This window comes from Paenibacillus sabuli (assembly GCF_014705605.1).
Taxonomy (GTDB): domain Bacteria; phylum Bacillota; class Bacilli; order Paenibacillales; family Paenibacillaceae; genus Paenibacillus_D; species Paenibacillus_D sabuli.
The window spans coordinates 22,557-39,002 of the sequence record NZ_JACXIZ010000014.1; the positions used below are offsets into that span (position 1 = coordinate 22,557).

The 16,446-nt window shown below is 59.2% G+C and carries 10 protein-coding genes; 1 reads left to right on the forward strand and 9 read right to left on the reverse strand.

Translation table 11 applies throughout. The features are described 5' to 3' along the window. Positions 1-98 precede the first annotated feature (98 nt). The 9 genes from IDH44_RS07875 to IDH44_RS07915 form a co-directional block, all read right to left on the reverse strand. On the reverse strand, positions 99-5,036 hold the full coding sequence (locus IDH44_RS07875; protein ID WP_190916411.1) for a hypothetical protein: 4,938 nt from the start codon (positions 5,034-5,036) through the stop codon (positions 99-101). A gap of 120 nt (positions 5,037-5,156) precedes the next feature. Further along, positions 5,157-6,725, reverse strand: a complete 1,569-nt coding sequence (locus IDH44_RS07880; RefSeq protein ID WP_190916413.1) for an extracellular solute-binding protein — start codon at positions 6,723-6,725, stop codon at positions 5,157-5,159. 42 nt (positions 6,726-6,767) lie between these two features. After that, positions 6,768-7,652 (reverse strand): carbohydrate ABC transporter permease, encoded by an 885-nt coding sequence (locus tag IDH44_RS07885; RefSeq protein ID WP_317890135.1) that lies wholly within the window; start codon positions 7,650-7,652, stop codon positions 6,768-6,770. 17 nt (positions 7,653-7,669) lie between these two features. After that, a complete protein-coding gene (locus IDH44_RS07890) occupies positions 7,670-8,581 on the reverse strand; it encodes an ABC transporter permease (RefSeq protein WP_190916415.1) in 912 nt (303 codons plus the stop codon). 477 nt (positions 8,582-9,058) lie between these two features. Beyond that, the gene (locus IDH44_RS07895; protein ID WP_190916417.1) at positions 9,059-10,867 is read right to left on the reverse strand and encodes a cache domain-containing sensor histidine kinase; all 1,809 of its coding nucleotides are present in this window, start codon (positions 10,865-10,867) and stop codon (positions 9,059-9,061) included. A gap of 35 nt (positions 10,868-10,902) precedes the next feature. Then, complete coding sequence (locus IDH44_RS07900) at positions 10,903-12,444, reverse strand: helix-turn-helix domain-containing protein (protein ID WP_190916419.1); 1,542 nt, start codon at positions 12,442-12,444, stop codon at positions 10,903-10,905. Between the two features lie 64 nt (positions 12,445-12,508). Next, the gene (locus IDH44_RS07905) at positions 12,509-13,702 is read right to left on the reverse strand and encodes a mandelate racemase/muconate lactonizing enzyme family protein (protein ID WP_190916421.1); all 1,194 of its coding nucleotides are present in this window, start codon (positions 13,700-13,702) and stop codon (positions 12,509-12,511) included. After that, a complete protein-coding gene (locus IDH44_RS07910) occupies positions 13,692-14,510 on the reverse strand; it encodes an SDR family NAD(P)-dependent oxidoreductase (RefSeq protein WP_190916423.1) in 819 nt (272 codons plus the stop codon). Before IDH44_RS07910 ends, IDH44_RS07905 begins: the two co-directional genes overlap by 11 nt. Positions 14,511-14,527: 17 nt before the next feature. Then, entirely contained in the window at positions 14,528-15,466 is a 939-nt protein-coding gene (locus tag IDH44_RS07915) for a dihydrodipicolinate synthase family protein (RefSeq protein ID WP_190916425.1), read from the reverse strand. A gap of 185 nt (positions 15,467-15,651) precedes the next feature. Here IDH44_RS07915 and IDH44_RS07920 point away from each other — a divergent pair, with 185 nt between their 5' ends. After that, the gene (locus IDH44_RS07920) at positions 15,652-16,440 is read left to right on the forward strand and encodes an IclR family transcriptional regulator (protein WP_190916427.1); all 789 of its coding nucleotides are present in this window, start codon (positions 15,652-15,654) and stop codon (positions 16,438-16,440) included. Positions 16,441-16,446 lie beyond the last annotated feature (6 nt).

Consider the following 16,446-nt stretch of genomic DNA (forward strand, 5'->3'; position numbering starts at 1 on the left):
TAACCTCGGAATTTACCCTTATTTCAGGCATCTGGCTTTTTTCGCTCTGTAGCCTCACATTTTACGCTTATTATTCTGCGCACTATTCCCATTTGTTATTATTCCGTCACCTCCACCGTGATCGATTCGCTCACGGTCGTGCCCGCATCGTTGCTCAGCTCGGCGCGATAGACGTACGAGCCCGGCGCTCTGCCGTATACCTGCGTGACGACGGTCTGCGCCTGCGGCGTCGACTCGATCAGCGCCTGGCTGTCGATCAGCTCCTCGTTCTCGTACAGCCGGTACTCCGAGCCGTTCGTCCCCCACCACAGGTTCATTACAATCTCGTAATCGGCGCCGCCCAGCCAGTTCGTATGCGTCAGGGAGAACGAACCCGGCGCGGCATCCTCGACTGTCACCGTAATCGGATCGGTCGTCGTCGTACCGTGCGCGTTGACGAGCTCGGCCACGTATTCGTATGTGCCGTTCGGCCGTCCTTCGATCTCCGTCTCTACCGATTGTGCCGACGGAGCCGCATCCGCCAGGACGCGGCTGTCGATCAGCTCGCCGTTCTCGTACAGCCGATACTCGCGCGCATTGTTGCCCCACCACAGATCGGCGCGTACCGTGTAGCTGCCGTCCAGCAGTCCGGTATCATGTCCGTTGTCGTGGCTGAGCGTAGCCTTCGCCGGAGCGCCCGTGCTGGCTGCCGTGATATTGTTCACCTCGGCCGTCGCCGAGCCGGACCGGCCCGCCTCGTCGACATACTCGAAGGTGAAGCTGCCGTTATACAGGAAGCTACGGCTGTCCGCGCCGTCGTTGTTCGTCACCGTCACCGGCGCGCTCGTGACGAGCGACGCCGTCACTGCATCGGCGGTCGGTTCCGTCTCGCTGTATGCGATCTCCGCCGTCACCTCCGGCGCCTGCGGCTCTTCCCCCGACCCGTCCGGCGGATGCACCTGCACCGTGATGGTATAGTCGCGGTAATCCCGCAGCGGCACCCCCGCCGTCGGATAGATGACCAATACCGTCGTTCCATTTGGCCGCACCTCGTTGCGCACGAGATGGGAATCCAGATTCAGCACCGAGCCGTCGGTCTTGTGCGTCAGCGTACCGGTAATCCGCAGACCGCGCAACGTATTCTCCGCCACCGCGAACGGGAAGCCCGGCAGCGGAACCACGAATCGAATCACGCCTTCAGAGCTGTTCATGCCCGCTACCGAGACGCCGAGCTCGACTGGATCGAATGTCTCAGGCAGCTCCGCCGGATAGATCGTCATGTCGCGGTAGTAATCGATGTAGTTCTCCAGCGGCGCATCGTCGGTCGGATAGATGACCAGCACCGTCGTACCGGCCGATGCGCGAATCTCGTTGCGTCTAATCACGCTGTCCAGCTCGAGCTGTTCGCCGGTTGTCTTGTGCGTCAGCGTGCCCGCGATGCGCAGGCCGATCAGCGAGTCCTCGCTCACCTCGAACGGGAAGTCCGCCAGCGGCACGACGAACCGAATCACCTGCTCCGACGGACTCATGCCGGTCGTCGTCACCGTAATGTCAAACGGCTCGAAGCTCGCCGCTTCCTCATCGTCCAGCGACAAGCCGGCATCGACGAAGTCATTCGGCTCGAGCGTGCCGCCTCCGAGCGCCTCCGTCGCGCCGCCGACCTTCGTAGCCGTCAGGCTGTATGTGAACGCTTCGCTCGGATCGTCGACCTTGATCAAAAACTCGTACGGATATCCGGATTTTTCCTGAGTAAACGTCTCGCCGTCGATCTCGTACTCGATCTCCAGCTTGGACGTCGTCTCGTTGTCGTCCGCGATGTAGACATACGCATAGTAGCTGTCCGGCGTCAGTTGAATGACGTGCCCCTTGCCGCGCGTATGCTCGGTCACCGTATTGCGCAGGTTGTTGGAATAGACAACGTTCTCCCGTGCATAGGCCGGCGCTTCCAGACCCGGCACGTCCAGCACGACCGAGCGGATGCCCTTGGCCGGGATCGTGACGATGAATTCGCCGCCGGACACCGCGACGGTCGACACAGTGCCGTCCGCGGCGTAGACGTCCGCCGTCCCGCTGTAGCTGGCACCGCCCGGTACTTTGTCGCCGAGCGCGACTGTCGTCGTGATTGGCGCGTTGCCCTCGTTCATCAGCGCCAGCCCGAGCACGCCGTCCTTGCGCGCGGCGATGTAGTCCACCTCTGGGGTGTCCGGCTCTACGATGCCGCGGTCGAGCCACAGCCACATGTCCGATTCATCATAGAATTGCCCCGGCGCATGACCGAATTGATTCGAAGCGAAATACGCGTATCCCGATTGGTAGAGCGACGGGAATGCGATATGCTGCTCCGACTTGGCCCACGCGCTGTTGATCAGGAAGTCCTCCAGCATGGAGATGAACACCGGAATATGATGCCAGTAGATCGACGTAAAGTCCGGTCCAACATACGGGTAATCGTCCCGCATCTGATGCACGATCGCCCGATCCTGATAATAGCCCGGATAGTTGCCGAAGCGGCCGATCATGGCATTGCGCGCCATCGTCTCGAAATAGTCGTCGCCGGTATATTCGGCCAGCTTGACGAGCATGCCCGCCCAGTTGTTCATCGTGATGACGTTGCCGTGGCCGGGTGTCCGCGGATGCTCCGTTCCCATACCGGCCTTGGCGATCAGCCAGCCCGGCACCGTCTCCTCCTGCAGCGGCGGTCCCGCCTCCTGCGGCGACTTGGCCTCGCCGTCGGGATTGCCCAGCCGCCACTGCTGATCGCCGTGCCACCAGAAGGTGAAGCGGTCGGCGACGAGCGGACGGGCCGCCGTCTCCACGGGATCGATCGTATACGGCGCCGTATCGTAGCCGTTGTGATAGCCCGTCGTCCATACGCCGGTGGCGAGCAGACGCGCGCATTCCTCCGCAGCATCGAGGTATTTCTGCTCGCCTGTCGCCTCATAGGCGGCCAGGAACGTCGTCACCATCGGGATATAATCGCCGTAGATGAAGCCGCTGACGAAGCGGGATTCGCGATTGGGTTCTGCATTTGGATAATTCGCCAGATACAAGTCCGCAAGTCGCTTAACCTCGTTAAGATATTCCGCGTCGTTCGTATACTTGTACAGCGCGGCCTGATCGGTAACGCCCCCCAGATTGGCCGTCTGCTTCGCGGAGCGTACCGCCTGATCCATCAGGAACGGCATCCGGCCTTGCGTCATCTCGTACAGTCCGCCGTATACGCTGGCCGTGTAATTCTCCACCGGCGCGCCCATCGGCGATGGCGGATTACCGACATAGTTGCCGCCGCCGGGCGTATCGGTGATCTTGAAGTGATAGCGCTGCCGGCTCAGCAGATAAGCCAGCGTCGGCACGGCGCGCTCGTCGAGGATGTCCTCGTTCTCGGTCAGCAGATAGCGCTGCACGGCCGTCATCGCATTGGCATTGGTCGTCAGATCGCGCTCCTCCATGTTGTAGTGCGCCATATTGACTGGATCCCAGCCGCCGTAGTCGTCGTCCAGCATCAAGTCCGTCGCATTGTAGATCGCTTCATTAAGGGAATGGAAATAATTGGTTCGAAGATCCGAAAAATTGTACAGCCCCTCCGAGACATGCGTCAGCGTATCGTACCAGGACGCGATGCGATTCACGATGCGGTACGACACTTCGTAGCTGTCCCCTTCGCCAAACAGGCTGTGCGAGGTGCCCGGCATCGGCGCAATCAGTTGCGGACGCACACCCCCCTGCTGGTCGCGCAGCACGAGCCCGAAGGCGGAGGTATCGGGATAGCTATAGCCCTGCGGCACGCTCTCCGGGTCCAGCGCCACGCCGGAGGTCAGCTCCCGGCCTGTCAGACGGCCGCTGTCCGCGCCGTAGTGCAGCGTCGCCATCGGGGTGAACAGATAGCTCTCCGGGATCATGTACGCGTCGATCGGGACCGCCTTCTTGACGTACAGCAGCGGCGCGGTCACGGTATCGAACGCTTCCTTGGCGACGCTGTCGCCGCTGTAGAGCATGAACGAGTACGCGCCCGCTTCGGCGAAATCCGCCTGCAGCGTGACCTTCGGCTCGTCCCGTCCGGATTCCAGCTCGATAGTTACAGCCAGCTCTGCCATGTCATTGCTCGGAAACGTCAGCTCGACCGTGCTCGGCCCCGTCTTGGTATAGCCTGACGGAATGAACCATACCGGCACGCCAGTTTTGAAATAATTGTCCACCACTGTCGACAGTGGCTGGCCGTTCACAAGCGCCGTCTGTCTGACCTGTGTGAATTGTTCCTTCTCTCCTACGTACTCGCTGTCCAGTGCGGCCATCATCAGGAAGCCAAGCTCCTCGGTCTTCGCCTTGACTTTAACCCAGACGCCGCCGTCCTTGATGTAGATTTCATTCTGTACGAGCTGGCCTTCGCTGCCCTCGCCCTCGTAGAACACCACGCGCACCAAGTCGTTCTCGATCGTATCGGTGCGCTCCGGTGTCGGATCGGCTGTCGCCCATGCCGGGAAGTCGGCCGGCGGCAGGTCGTCGAACGGACTGTACGGCGGCGCGATCGCGATCAGCTCCTCGCGATCCTCCGGCGGCACCAGGTCCAGATCATTGCTCAGGAAGAAGCCTTCGCTGCGGGCGTAGAAGCCCGACGTGTCGTGCAGCGCCAGCTCGTGTACGCCGGCGCTCAGATTGTACACGCCAACCTCGGACCAGCGGAAGCCCTCCTGACCGTGATCGCCGAATTGCTCGGCCGCCATCACGCCGTCCACGGCGACGTGGAATGTGCGCGTCCCCGGCTGATTCGTCGCGTAATCGCGATCGCGCACCCAGACTCGATACTGCCCGGGCTCGGTAATGTTGACCTCGGCGATAGCCGGCTCGCCGCCGCTTCCGTCGGCTTCATCGATTGTGGAGCCGGTCGAGCGGCCGGTGACATAGTCGCCGGTGAGCGTCCACGAGCCGAACGATTTGAAGGTATTGGGCGTAATAAAGAAATGCTTGTATTGCTCCTCTTCTTCTGCAACAGCTGTCGTTCCCGCGAGAACCGGCAGCGCCAGACCAATCACCATCAGTATGACAAGCAGCTTGCGCATCAATTTCCCTCCTTCAATTTTAACCGCTTACATTTCGGCTTTTTTGGACGGCCCGCTATGCTGCCGCGGGCCTCGTCCCCTTGTCGCCAGAACCGTATGAGGTCCTGCTAACGAACCGGATTACTGGGTGCCGGCAATATATTCGTTCATTTGCTCGACGTAAGCCTGACCGCCCTTCGCGTACCATTGGTCGAGCAGATCGTCGAACGCGTCCACCGGCAGCTCGCCGATCATGATTTTGGTAATCGTTTCGTCCCAGATCAGCTTGAAGTCCTGAAAGCTCGGTTCTTTGGACGCGGGCGGAATGAATCCTTGATCAAGCGAGAATTCGACCGTTTCGATGGAGCGGTCCACCCACTTTCTCATCTTCTCCCGCTCCTCGCTCGGATGGCTTGGCGAGATAAAGAAATCGCCGTCGTTGGCGCGGCGCACGATGTTCTTGCGCCACGGCGACTCCACGTCGTCGATATAGACGCGCTGGCCGTCTTCCATGTTGAAATGCTGGCCCTCTACTCCAAATTTGATCATATCCCAACCTTCGTCCGACAGCAGCCAATCGAGCACCTCCAGCGTGCGCTGCGGATGCTCGGCCGCCGCCGTCACGCCCCACACGCCCCAGGTGCCGGTACCGTATGAGACGCCCTTTAGCTCGCCCTCCCGATCCTGGATGAACAGGTACGAAATTTCGGTTTCCGGATTCAGTTCCTTGCCGCCCTTCTCGGCGCCGTAAGCATTGCCCGCAAATTCATAGCGTACACCGGAGATACCACGCTTGAAACGATCGATTGACGTATTACGATCAATGACCGCCGAGTCCGGGTCGACCAGTCCTTCCTTAAATGCCATTTGCGTATAAGCAAGCACCTCCTTATAGACGTCCGAAGTCCGGTCGTACATCGGCGTCATAAAATCAAATTCGCCGCCGTCAGATTTCTGCCAGCCGAGATTTCCGAATTGCGAAGAGAGAATCGGGTCGATGAGCTTGGAGCCGTTCAAGAATGCGCCAAAGCCGTACGTATCGTCCTTGCCGTTGCCGTCGGGATCGTCAAAGGTAAATTTACGCAATATATCCGTAAATTGATCGATTGTTACTTCTCGGTTTTCCGGCACCTCGATGCCAACGTTGTCCAGCCAGTCCTCGCGGACGATGAAGCCGTCGTTGCGTGCAACCGAGGTGCGCGGCACGCCGTAGATGTCCCCGTCGCGTTTCGTCTCTAGTGCCTCCCATGAGATGTCGTACGTGTGCGCCTGAATATTCGGCAATTCATCCAGGTATTCGTTGATTGGAACAAGCACGCCGTCATTGACGGCATTAATGAACGATTCGTCGGTCTCGGACGGGAAGAAGACGAGATCGGCGTAATCGCCGGACACGAGGGAAAGTTGGAGTTGCTCCTTGTAACCGGTTGCAGGAGGGACAATAAATTCGAGCTTGACGTTCAATTCCTCCTCAAGACGGTCAAAAATCGGTTTTTCAGAAGCCGCCATATCGGCCGCCGAAAAGTTGGCCATGATTTTGATGCTGACCTGCTCGCTTCCATTCGCTCCGGCGTTTGCGGCAGCATTTGCTTCAGCGCCGCCGGTATCGCCAACCTTGTCATTCCCATTGTTCCCGCCGGAGCATGCCGACAAGACCAGCATCCCCGCAACCAGACCGATTCCTGCTGTGCGCCGTCCTTTTTCAATCATGTACTTAACCCCCTAATTTATTTTCAGGCGTACGGCCGGTCGCTACCCCTTGACCGAGCCGAGCATAATGCCCTTAACGAAAAAGCGCTGTAAAAATGGGTATACGCATAGAATCGGAAGCGTGACAATCATCAGGGTCGCATATTGCAACGTCTCCGCAGTAATTTGAACATTGCCCGCCTCCGCAGCATTTTCCACGCCTCCTCCGGAAATCGAGATCAGCTTGGCGCCTTCGATAATCTCACGCAAAAACAGCATGAGCGGCCACTTGTCGACATCGCGGATGTATACAATGGCGTTGAAGAAATTGTTCCAGTAGGCGACCGCCGTAAACAGACACAACGTCGCGATAATCGGCAGCGACAACGGCACGACGATGCGAAATAAAATGTACGGATCCGAGGCGCCGTCGATTCGCGCCGCCTCCTCCAGCTCTTCCGGAATGTTCTCCATAAAGGTCTTCATCAGGATCAAGTTGAATCCGCTGAGCAGCATCGGCAGCACAAGCGCAGGCAGCGAATTGAGCAAGCCGAGCTCTCGCATCAGGTAATAGTTCGGAATGAGTCCGCCGTTGAACAGCATCGTGAACACGATTGCCAGCATGATGATTCGGCGGCCTTTCAAAAATGATTTGGAAAGCGGGTATGCAGTGACGATGTACAGAAAAATACCGAGCGCTACCCCGCTGATGGTGACGATAATCGTATTGAGGTAGCTGGACCAGAGCACTGGATGCCGCGTAATTTGGGCATATGCTCCAAAGGTGATGTCCTTGGGAAAAATGCGCAGCGGATTTTCAATATAAGCTGAATATGAGCTGATTGATACGACAAATACGTTGACGAACGGATAAAGCATGAGCAGGCTGATCATAACGATCAGCGCGTTGTTAGCGGTGTCGAACAACGTAAATTTACGAAATTTCACTTGCCCGCTCTCCTCCTTTACCAGATCGATTTGCCGCTGATTTTACGCGCCGCATAATTGGCAGAGACGATCAGCACGAAGCCGACAATGCTTTTGAACAAGCCGACTGCCGTCGCATACGATAATCGTCCGTCCTGCAGGCCGATCCGGTACGTGTACGTCTCGAAGATGTCGGCCGTCTCGTACGTCAGCGGATTGTAGAGCAGGAATACTTGCTCGAAGCCGTTGTCCAGAATGTTGCCCAGCTTCAGCAGCAGCAAGATGACGACTGTCGTCGCAATGCCGGGGATCGTAATGTACCAGATGCGCTGCAAACGCGAGGCCCCGTCGATCGTCGCCGACTCGTAGAGCGTCGGGTCGATGCCCGTCATAGCCGCCAGATAGATGATAGTGCCCCAGCCGACCTCCTTCCAGATCTCGGCGCTGACGATGATGGAGCGGAAGTATGACGGCTCCATCAAAAATCTGACCGGACCATAACCCATCGAAGTGATGAGATGATTGACAAGCCCTGAGCTCGGCGATAGGAAATTGATCAGGATGCCCGCCAGCACGACCCACGAAATAAAGTGCGGCAAGTACAAAATGGTCTGCGAAATGCGCTTGAACGCCATCTGCCGGACTTCGTTCAACATCAGGGCCACGATGATCGGCGCCGGGAAGCCCCAGACAATCTGGTAAATGCTAAGCAGCAGCGAGTTGCGCAGCACGCGATAAAAATGCGGCGAATCGAACAATGTCGTAAAATTGGCCAAGCCGATCCAGTCGCTGCCCCAAATGCCGCGAATTAGGTTGAGTTCTTTGAAAGCGATGACAACGCCGAACATTGGCACATATTTGAACACGAGCAGATAGATCAGTCCCGGAATCAAAAAAATGTACAGCCAGCGATGGCGAATCCAGTATTGAAGCTTTCCCGTAGCCTGCATTGCTCCTCCTCCTTTCTCAAGATCATTCGTATTTCCAAGCGATGTGAAACGACGCGGCCTGCCGCAGAACAAATCGGCTTTGATTTTGCTTGGAAGTGCGTCGATTTTATGGTGAAACCGCTTAAAAATTCGCTATACCTCCACTATAGCCGCGATCGGGAACGCGTGAAATACGGCGTAAGCTACAAATGGTTCGGGTATGAAAACGCTTTATATTTGTGCTCCATCGTTTCGCAGCATTTGGTAGGGCTAATTGCACATTTTGTATGTATGCGTTTACAAATTTCTTGTAGCCTCACTTTTTACGCTTATTGAGCCGTTAGTGCGCCCTTCGGATCTCGTCTCTCCTAGCTTTCGCGGAACGAAACCGAGCCCGCTCCTACGGGTGGCGAGCTTCGTTTCGCCTTGAAACCATAGCGAGACCCGCAATCTCCGGGTCTCTCCTAGCTTTCGCGGAACGAAGCTGGTCTCGCCTTTTTATTGGCGAGACTCGCTTCGCCTTGGCATACGCATTTCCACCAGCGTGCCCTCGCCCTTGACGCCGGAGATGCGCAGCCCGTAGGCCGGGCCGAAGATGAGCTTCAGGCGCTGGTTGACGTTGCGCAGGCCAATTTGTGTGTCTTCCTGGATATGCTCCAGTCGAAATTCGGCGTTGATGCGCTCGGCTGTCGCGGCCGGGATGCCGACGCCGTTGTCCTTGATTTTGATGACGACCGATTGGCTCTCCTCATAGCCGGTGATCGTGATGACGCCCTGCCGTCCGGACGGCCTAATGCCATGATGAATCGCATTCTCGATGATCGGCTGCAGCGTCAATTTGACGGTGAGATGATCCTGTATGGCCCCGTTGATCTTCCAGATGACCTCCAGCTCCTCTTTGAAATGCAGCTGCTGCACCTCGACATAGAGGCGGGCATGCTCCAGCTCGTCGCGCAACGGGATGACGTTCTCCCCTGTCGCCAAGCTCAGCCGCAATAGCTTGGACAAGGCATGGAGCATCATTGACGCTTCGTTTTTGCCGCCGGTGAGCCGCATGACCTTCCAATTGATACCCTCCAACGTGTTGTACAGCATGTGCGGGTTGATCTGCGCTTGCAGGGCAATCGATTGCGCTCGGCTCATCAGCTCGTAACGACGTCCAAGCTCCTCCTCCAATTGCTTGCTTTTTTCGAGCGATTCCCCGATTGCCGTCGCAATATATTTCAGCTCGTTGGTCGCTTGACTGCTGCGCTTGCCGAGCATGCTGTGCAACGGAGAATGCGCCTGATCGAGCAACGACAGTACCCATTGAATCGGCCGGTAGGTGCGAATCGAGATCAGGAAGGCGATGACCAGACTTGACACGATACCGACCGTTACGAGCAGTAAAATAAACGAGTACAGCCGGTCTTGGCGGGACTCGTACAGCTCCAGCGGAATAATCGACAGGTAGGTCCAGTCTCCCCGCGACGAAGGCGCCATCGTGACGACGCTGTCGATGCCGTCGAGCTGCATGATGTGCGAGTCCGTACCGCCACCAGTCAAGCTTGGCTCCGGCACAAGCTGCGACAGCGGCGCATGGAGCAGGCCGTTGTCGCGCGCATACAGGATGCGGCGCTGCTGATCGACGATGTAGATCTGCTGCTCCGGCGTCATCTCGCGCAGCAACGGCTCCAGCTCAGCCGCTCCGATGCTGATGACGAGCACGCTGCGCGATTGTTCGTTGACGAGCTGCCGGTACAGGACAATCGATTGGCTCGTCTCTTCGCCGCGCCGAATTTCGACCGTGCTGATCCATGTCCTGGCCTCGTCTTTGCCCTGCCTGTATTCCGCCGCCCACCAGGGCGGCGCATACTTGTCCAGCATGCCGCTGCTCGTCATATTCAGCAGATGATTGGTCGTTTCATTGTACAGCTCGATTTCTTCGACATAAGGGTTGGTCAGGATGGAAATGCGCAGCATGTCCTGGAGCTTGCGGATGCGCGCAATTGAAGCGTAGGGGAGCGGATAACCGGACATCTCGCCCTTGACGAGCGCTTCTACATCCGGGTCGGACCCGATTCGGATGCTGAGATTCTCGGCTTCGGTGAGGATCATGTCCATGTTGTCTCGTATGCGGGTCAATTCACCCGCGCTGATGCGGCCGATCTCCTCGCGCAGCGCCGCCTGATTGAAGGAATAGACCAGCGCGTGCACGACGGCAAGCGGCACCATGAGCAGGAAGAGCACGATTAGAAAATTGCGGAAAAACAAGCTGTTGAATTTGTAGTTTTTAATATAGGTCCACAACGAGGTATTCGACTCCATGCGCATTGCCCCTTGTCCGCGTCCACGCCTTGAGGCTACCGCGCGCGGCGCTCTCTGTACTCGCTCGGGGAGCATCCGGCATAGCTTTTGAACAGCTTGTAAAAATGCCGCACGTCCCGATAACCCGTCTGTTCGCTGATCGCATAAATCTTCAAGTTCGTCTCGCGCAGCAGCCGGGCAGCCTGCTCCAGCCGAATCTCCGTGACATAGTCGGAGAAGCTCCTCCCGGTCTCCCGCTTGAACAAGCGGCTCAGGTACACCGGGCTCAGGTACACCAGATCGGCAGCGTCCGATAGCGAAACGTCCACGCCGCCACGCTCCTGAATGAAGCGCTTGACCTGCGTAATGACACTGCGCTCCCGCTCCGCGCTCTCTACCGGGGCGTCGGCAGTCTCCAATTGATCGAGCAATTGGAGGCCGATCTCCAGCAGCTCGGCCGGCGCCTCCGAGCGGCACAGCCGCAGCAGCCCGTCGCTGATGCGATCCGCCTCGGCTACCGCCTCCACGCTGCCGAACAGCTCGATCAGCTTGGACCGAAGCGCCGAGGCCGACGCCCCAGTCTGATCGAATTCGGCTATATCTCGCAATAGGCGCCGCGCCGGAGCGAGATGACCGGCGCCGACATCCGCCAGCCATTGCCGCTTGTCGCGCGCCCATCTTGTTATCGCTTCATCCGCCGCGCCTTGCGGCTCGCCGCGATCGGCCGCCTGCTCCGCCTGCCGGCGACGCAAATAATGAACGAGCGATTCATGGGCCTCCTCGAGTCGGGAACGCAAGGTCAGGCCAAACACGCCCTGCAGCTTGGAGGTCGCGTGCGCGATCCGATCGCGCAGCGCCGCCTCCAGCTGCGCCTGCGAACTTCCGGCGGATACGGCCAGCAGACGCAGCGGCTGCGTCAACTCGCCGCATGGCAGCAGCGTCAGCGATTCGTCGTCGTCCGCAGCGCTCCGCTGCAAGGCGCGAAGCACCGCCTCCGGCGGCTGAGGGCCGTCCCATTCGACTGCAATCCGGCTGCAACAAGCACTGTCGGGATCAAGCGATACCCCGATCGTCTCGAACTGCCGCCTGATCTCCTCGCTCTCCAATTGGGCGGCATGCAGCACATGAGGGAGGTAGTACAGCTTCAAATCATCCATTGTCTGCTGCCAACGCTGCTTGTCTCTCGCCCGTCGCCTGACCTCCGAGCGCTCTTGGTCGAGCTGCTGCCGAATCGCGGCGAATACGTCGTACACCTCGTCCAGGTCGGTCGGCTTGAGCAAGTAGTCCTTGACGCCGTAGCGCAGCGCCTCCTTGGCCAGACCGAACTCCTGATAACCGCTGATCAGCACCACCTTGACCGGCAGGGCGCGCTCGTGCACATGCTTGGCCAGCTCCAGACCGGAGACAAAATTCATCCGAATGTCCGACAACACGACCTCGACCTCCTGCCGGTCGAGATAGGCGATCCCCTCTCGACCGTCGGCCAGCGCGTCCGCGACGCGGAATCCGACGCGTCCCCAGTCCACGATCTGCACCAATCCTTCCCGAACCTCCCGATCGTCATCGACGATGAGCAGCCGGTACGGCGCTTCCGCCATCTTGCTCCCCTCCTTTCCAGATTCGTTATCGTGCCGCTGTCGGCCGTTCACGGCAGGCGCTTCTTCACCGTTCTCCGGCCCGAATCGTCGTGTGCGCGGTCACCACCTTCGCCAGCGCCTGCTCATCCATCGTCACGCCCAGCCCCGGCGAGGTCGGGAGCGTCAATTCGCCGCCTTCCATTCGAAATTCCGGCTGCGCGTAGGACGCGCACGCCTTGAGCGCGTTCGGCTGGTATTCATACAGCATGAAATTCGAGGCGGCCGCCGATACGTGCACCGTCGCCGCGTGGCCCACGGCCTGATGCGCGCTCAAATGCGGCGCGAACGGCACGTGATGCGCCTCCGCCAGATGCGCGATCCGCATCATTTCCGTTATGCCGTTGCGGCCCATATCCGGCTGCACAACCTCGACGGCCCCGACCGCCAGCCATGACTTGAAATCGTAAATCGTACGCAGCGGCTCGCCGACGGCGATCGCGACATCGACCGCAGCCGCCAGCTTGCGATGGCCCTCGCGATCCTCGAACGTAATCGGCGATTCGAAAAACAGCGCATCCAGCTCGCCGAGCGTCCGCCCGAGCGTATACGCCTCCGTATGCGTGGACTTGCCGTGGGCGTCGTACATCAGCTCCAGCTCGCGCGCGTCGTACGTCTCGCGCAGCTTGCGCAGCAGCTCCAGGTCATCGTGCTTGCCGCGGCCGAACGTATGGATTTTGACCGCCCCGAAGCCCTCCTCGCGCAGCCGCGCCACCGTCTCCAACCGCTCGGACACATCGGCGCCGGGAATACTGGAGCAATAGCAGCGAAGCCGGTCCCGATAAGCACCGCCCAAGAGCATATAGACCGGCTGACCAAGCGCCTTGCCCTTCAGATCCCAGAGCGCGATGTCGACGCCGGCCAGCGCATCGACCAGATAACCGCCGGTATAGCCGCGCTCGCGCAGCGTGTCGAGCATGCGGTCCCACAGCACTTGATTTTGCAAAGGGTTCTGGTCCATCAGCATCGGGCCAAGATGGCGCTCCAGCAGCGTCGCCGCGACCTCCGGATGCGTCGGCGCCAGCACCTCGCCCCAGCCGCTCAGACCGTCATCCGTCGTCAGCTTGACGAAGACGGATTCCAGATTGACCGAATAGACGCAGGACCGGCGGTTGCTGTCGCTTACGACATAGTCGCGCGTCAAAAATCGAACACCCTTCGGATTCACCGCCTTTGTCGGCGGAATTTTCACCACGTAAATATCCATCTGCTTAATTTTCATTCGTTGATTCCTCCTCTTTGATAATCGGTTTCCATCGCCGGCGCATCGACGGGCGCAGCAGACTGCTCACCGCCTGCACCGACATGCCGCCATCGACAATCAGATTGGTGCCATTGACAAAAGCGGACATGTCCGAGGCCAGGAATAGCGCCGCGTTCGCCACATCCTCCGGTACGCCTAGCCGCCCAAGCGGGTAGCAGTCAAGATCGGCCTCGGTATCCTCGCCGCCGACGCGCGCGGCTTGCCGTTCGCGACTGATCGTCAAGCCGGGCGAGATGCAATTGGCGCGAATGCAATCCTTCGCCCCCTCAAGCACCGTTTGCTCGGTCAGCGCAATGACGCCGCTCTTGGCCGCGGCGTAAGCCGGCAGCCCCGGGTTCATGCGCAGCGCGTTGATCGAGGCGATATTGACAATCGCAGGCGTCGCCGAGCGTCTGAGCAGCGGCAGCGCATGCTTCGTACATAGGAAGACCGTCGTCAGATTCAGCGTCAACAATTCATTCCACTCCTCGAGGGCGATCTGCTCCATCATGCCGCCCTTCGTACGACCGGCATTGTTCACCAGGATGTCCAACGAATCCAGGTCGCCGAACACCTCCCGCACCTCATCCTCATTGGTCGCGTCCATCCGCACAGCGGCGGCTGGCGCACCGCTATCTCGCAGCCGCCGCACCGTCTCTTGCGCTGCCTCCTCGCGAATATCCGCCACGATCAGACGACAACCCTCCGCCGCGAAACGCTCTGCGATTGCCGCCCCCAGACTGCCGCCCGCGCCTGTAATCAGCGCCGTGCGCTGTGCCAGCAGCATGCTCATCATCTCCTCCTCTAGGCCGTAGCCTTCCGCCATCTGAGCACGAGCGGGTCCAGGTCTTCCAGCGTCTCCAACGCCTCCCGGAGCAACGGCTCGTCGAGCGGCGCGTTCGGGTTGCGCACATAAGCCGATGCGATCACGCCGCCCGCTTTGAGCACTTCCTTGTGCACAGCCATCGCATAGCCCGCAATCGTGCCGATGCGAATGAACGGCAGACAGCGGTAGAACAACGCGCGCGCAGCCCGACGATCGCCCTTCTCGAAGCTCTGCTGGATCTGCACACACAGATCGGGAAACTCACAGGCCGGCATCGTCCCGATTGCACCGCGGCACAATTCTTCGTAATAGTAGATGCCGTTCAATCCGCCAAAAACTTCTAGTCTGCCTTCGCTTTGCTTCAGCACCTCCGTCATCTTGACGGTCGTCGGCGGCGCCTCCACCTTGACGCTCGTAATATTGTCCACCTCGCGCGCCAGTTTCGCCATGAGCGGCACCGGCACAGCGACCCCGCTTGCCAGCGGTGCGTCCTGCAGCATGATCGGCAGGTCGACCGCCTTCGCCACAGCCGAAAAATACGCCTCCAGCCGTTGTCCGTCCGGCTTCACCATATAAGGGGGCAGCACCATTAAGGCGTCCGCCCCTGCGCGCGCCGCCCATTTGCTCAGTTGTACCGCCCCCTCCAGCCCGGTATGGCCGCTGCCGAAGACAAGGGGCACCCGACCCTTCACTTCGTCCACGACGATCTCCGCGATCCGCTCGCGCTCCCGCTCCAGCAGCGTATACATTTCGCTGGCGTTGCCGAACAAGGCCAGTCCGTCGACGCCCGCCTTCAGCTCGAAACGCACCAGTTCGCGCAGACTGGCCTCGTCGATTTCGCCGTTTTCGCCAAACGGGGTCGCCAAAATCGGAACGACGCCGCGAATGGCTTTTTGTTCCCTTTGCTTGCCGTCCATCGCGTCAATGCCTCCTCTTCCATTTCTCCTGCTGAATGTATTCGCTTACATTTTGAATTCGCTACGCTCGTCAGTATTCCTTCAGCTAGAAGAAAATTTGATATTGAATTGCGTAATGCGCAAATAGATTATATAATACGAAAAAGAAGGATTCAATACCATATTTTTGAGAAGGATGAGTATACATGTCGAAATCCGAATCCGCTTCGCCCGCACTTACCCAGAGCGTCACTCGCGCGCTCGGCATCCTGTCCTGCTTCACCGACGAGCGTCCCGAGCTGCGCGCCGGCGACGTCGCCAAAATAATGAACCTCACGCCTAGCAACGTCTCCCGCCTGCTCACTACGATGGTCACGCTCGGTTATGTAGAAAAGGACGAGCTCAGCGGTTTGTATCGGCTTGGCGATCAGATTATTACGCTCGGCGGCATTGCGCTGAACAACTCCGAAATTCGCAAGCTGGCGCTGCCCGAGCTGTACGATCTGGAAGGCAGATTGGGACTCGGCGCCAATCTGGCCGTTCGCAAGGGGAGCAGCATGTTCTATCTGGCGCATGTGGACAGCCGGCACGCGCCGCGCATGTATACGCTGCTCGGCCGGACCAACCCGCTCTATTGCACGGGAATCGGGAAGGTGCTGCTGGCGCATGCCAAAGAGCCCGAATCCGACATGAAGCAGATCGAGCTGATCGGTTACACCGAGCATACGCTGACCGACAGGGCGGCGCTGCTCGAGGAATTGGCCGCCGTAAGGCGGCGCGGATATGCCGTCGAAGTGGAGGAGCTGGCGCGGGGGCGCGCTTGCATAGCCGCGCCCATCCGCGGACGCAGCGGCAAGATCGTGGCCGGCCTAAGCCTGTCAGGGCCGCTCTCGGACATCCGGCTGCCGGAGCGCGAGGGCGAGCTGGCCGGCGTCGTAATCGAGGTGGCGGACCGCATTTCGGTGAAGCTGGGGTTCCTGAGCGCTCAGGCCTGAGACGCT

Bases quoted from the DNA above. Each gene is read 5' to 3' on its own strand.
- IDH44_RS07905 (WP_190916421.1), bottom strand. From the start codon at position 13,702: ATGAAAATTAAGCAGATGGATATTTACGTGGTGAAAATTCCGCCGACA.
- IDH44_RS07875 (WP_190916411.1), bottom strand. From the start codon at position 5,036: ATGCGCAAGCTGCTTGTCATACTGATGGTGATTGGTCTGGCGCTGCCG.
- IDH44_RS07880 (WP_190916413.1), bottom strand. From the start codon at position 6,725: ATGATTGAAAAAGGACGGCGCACAGCAGGAATCGGTCTGGTTGCGGGG.
- IDH44_RS07910 (WP_190916423.1), bottom strand. From the start codon at position 14,510: ATGCTGCTGGCACAGCGCACGGCGCTGATTACAGGCGCGGGCGGCAGT.
- IDH44_RS07920 (WP_190916427.1), top strand. From the start codon at position 15,652: ATGTCGAAATCCGAATCCGCTTCGCCCGCACTTACCCAGAGCGTCACT.
- IDH44_RS07895 (WP_190916417.1), bottom strand. From the start codon at position 10,867: ATGGAGTCGAATACCTCGTTGTGGACCTATATTAAAAACTACAAATTC.
- IDH44_RS07915 (WP_190916425.1), bottom strand. From the start codon at position 15,466: ATGGACGGCAAGCAAAGGGAACAAAAAGCCATTCGCGGCGTCGTTCCG.
- IDH44_RS07890 (WP_190916415.1), bottom strand. From the start codon at position 8,581: ATGCAGGCTACGGGAAAGCTTCAATACTGGATTCGCCATCGCTGGCTG.
- IDH44_RS07900 (WP_190916419.1), bottom strand. From the start codon at position 12,444: ATGGCGGAAGCGCCGTACCGGCTGCTCATCGTCGATGACGATCGGGAG.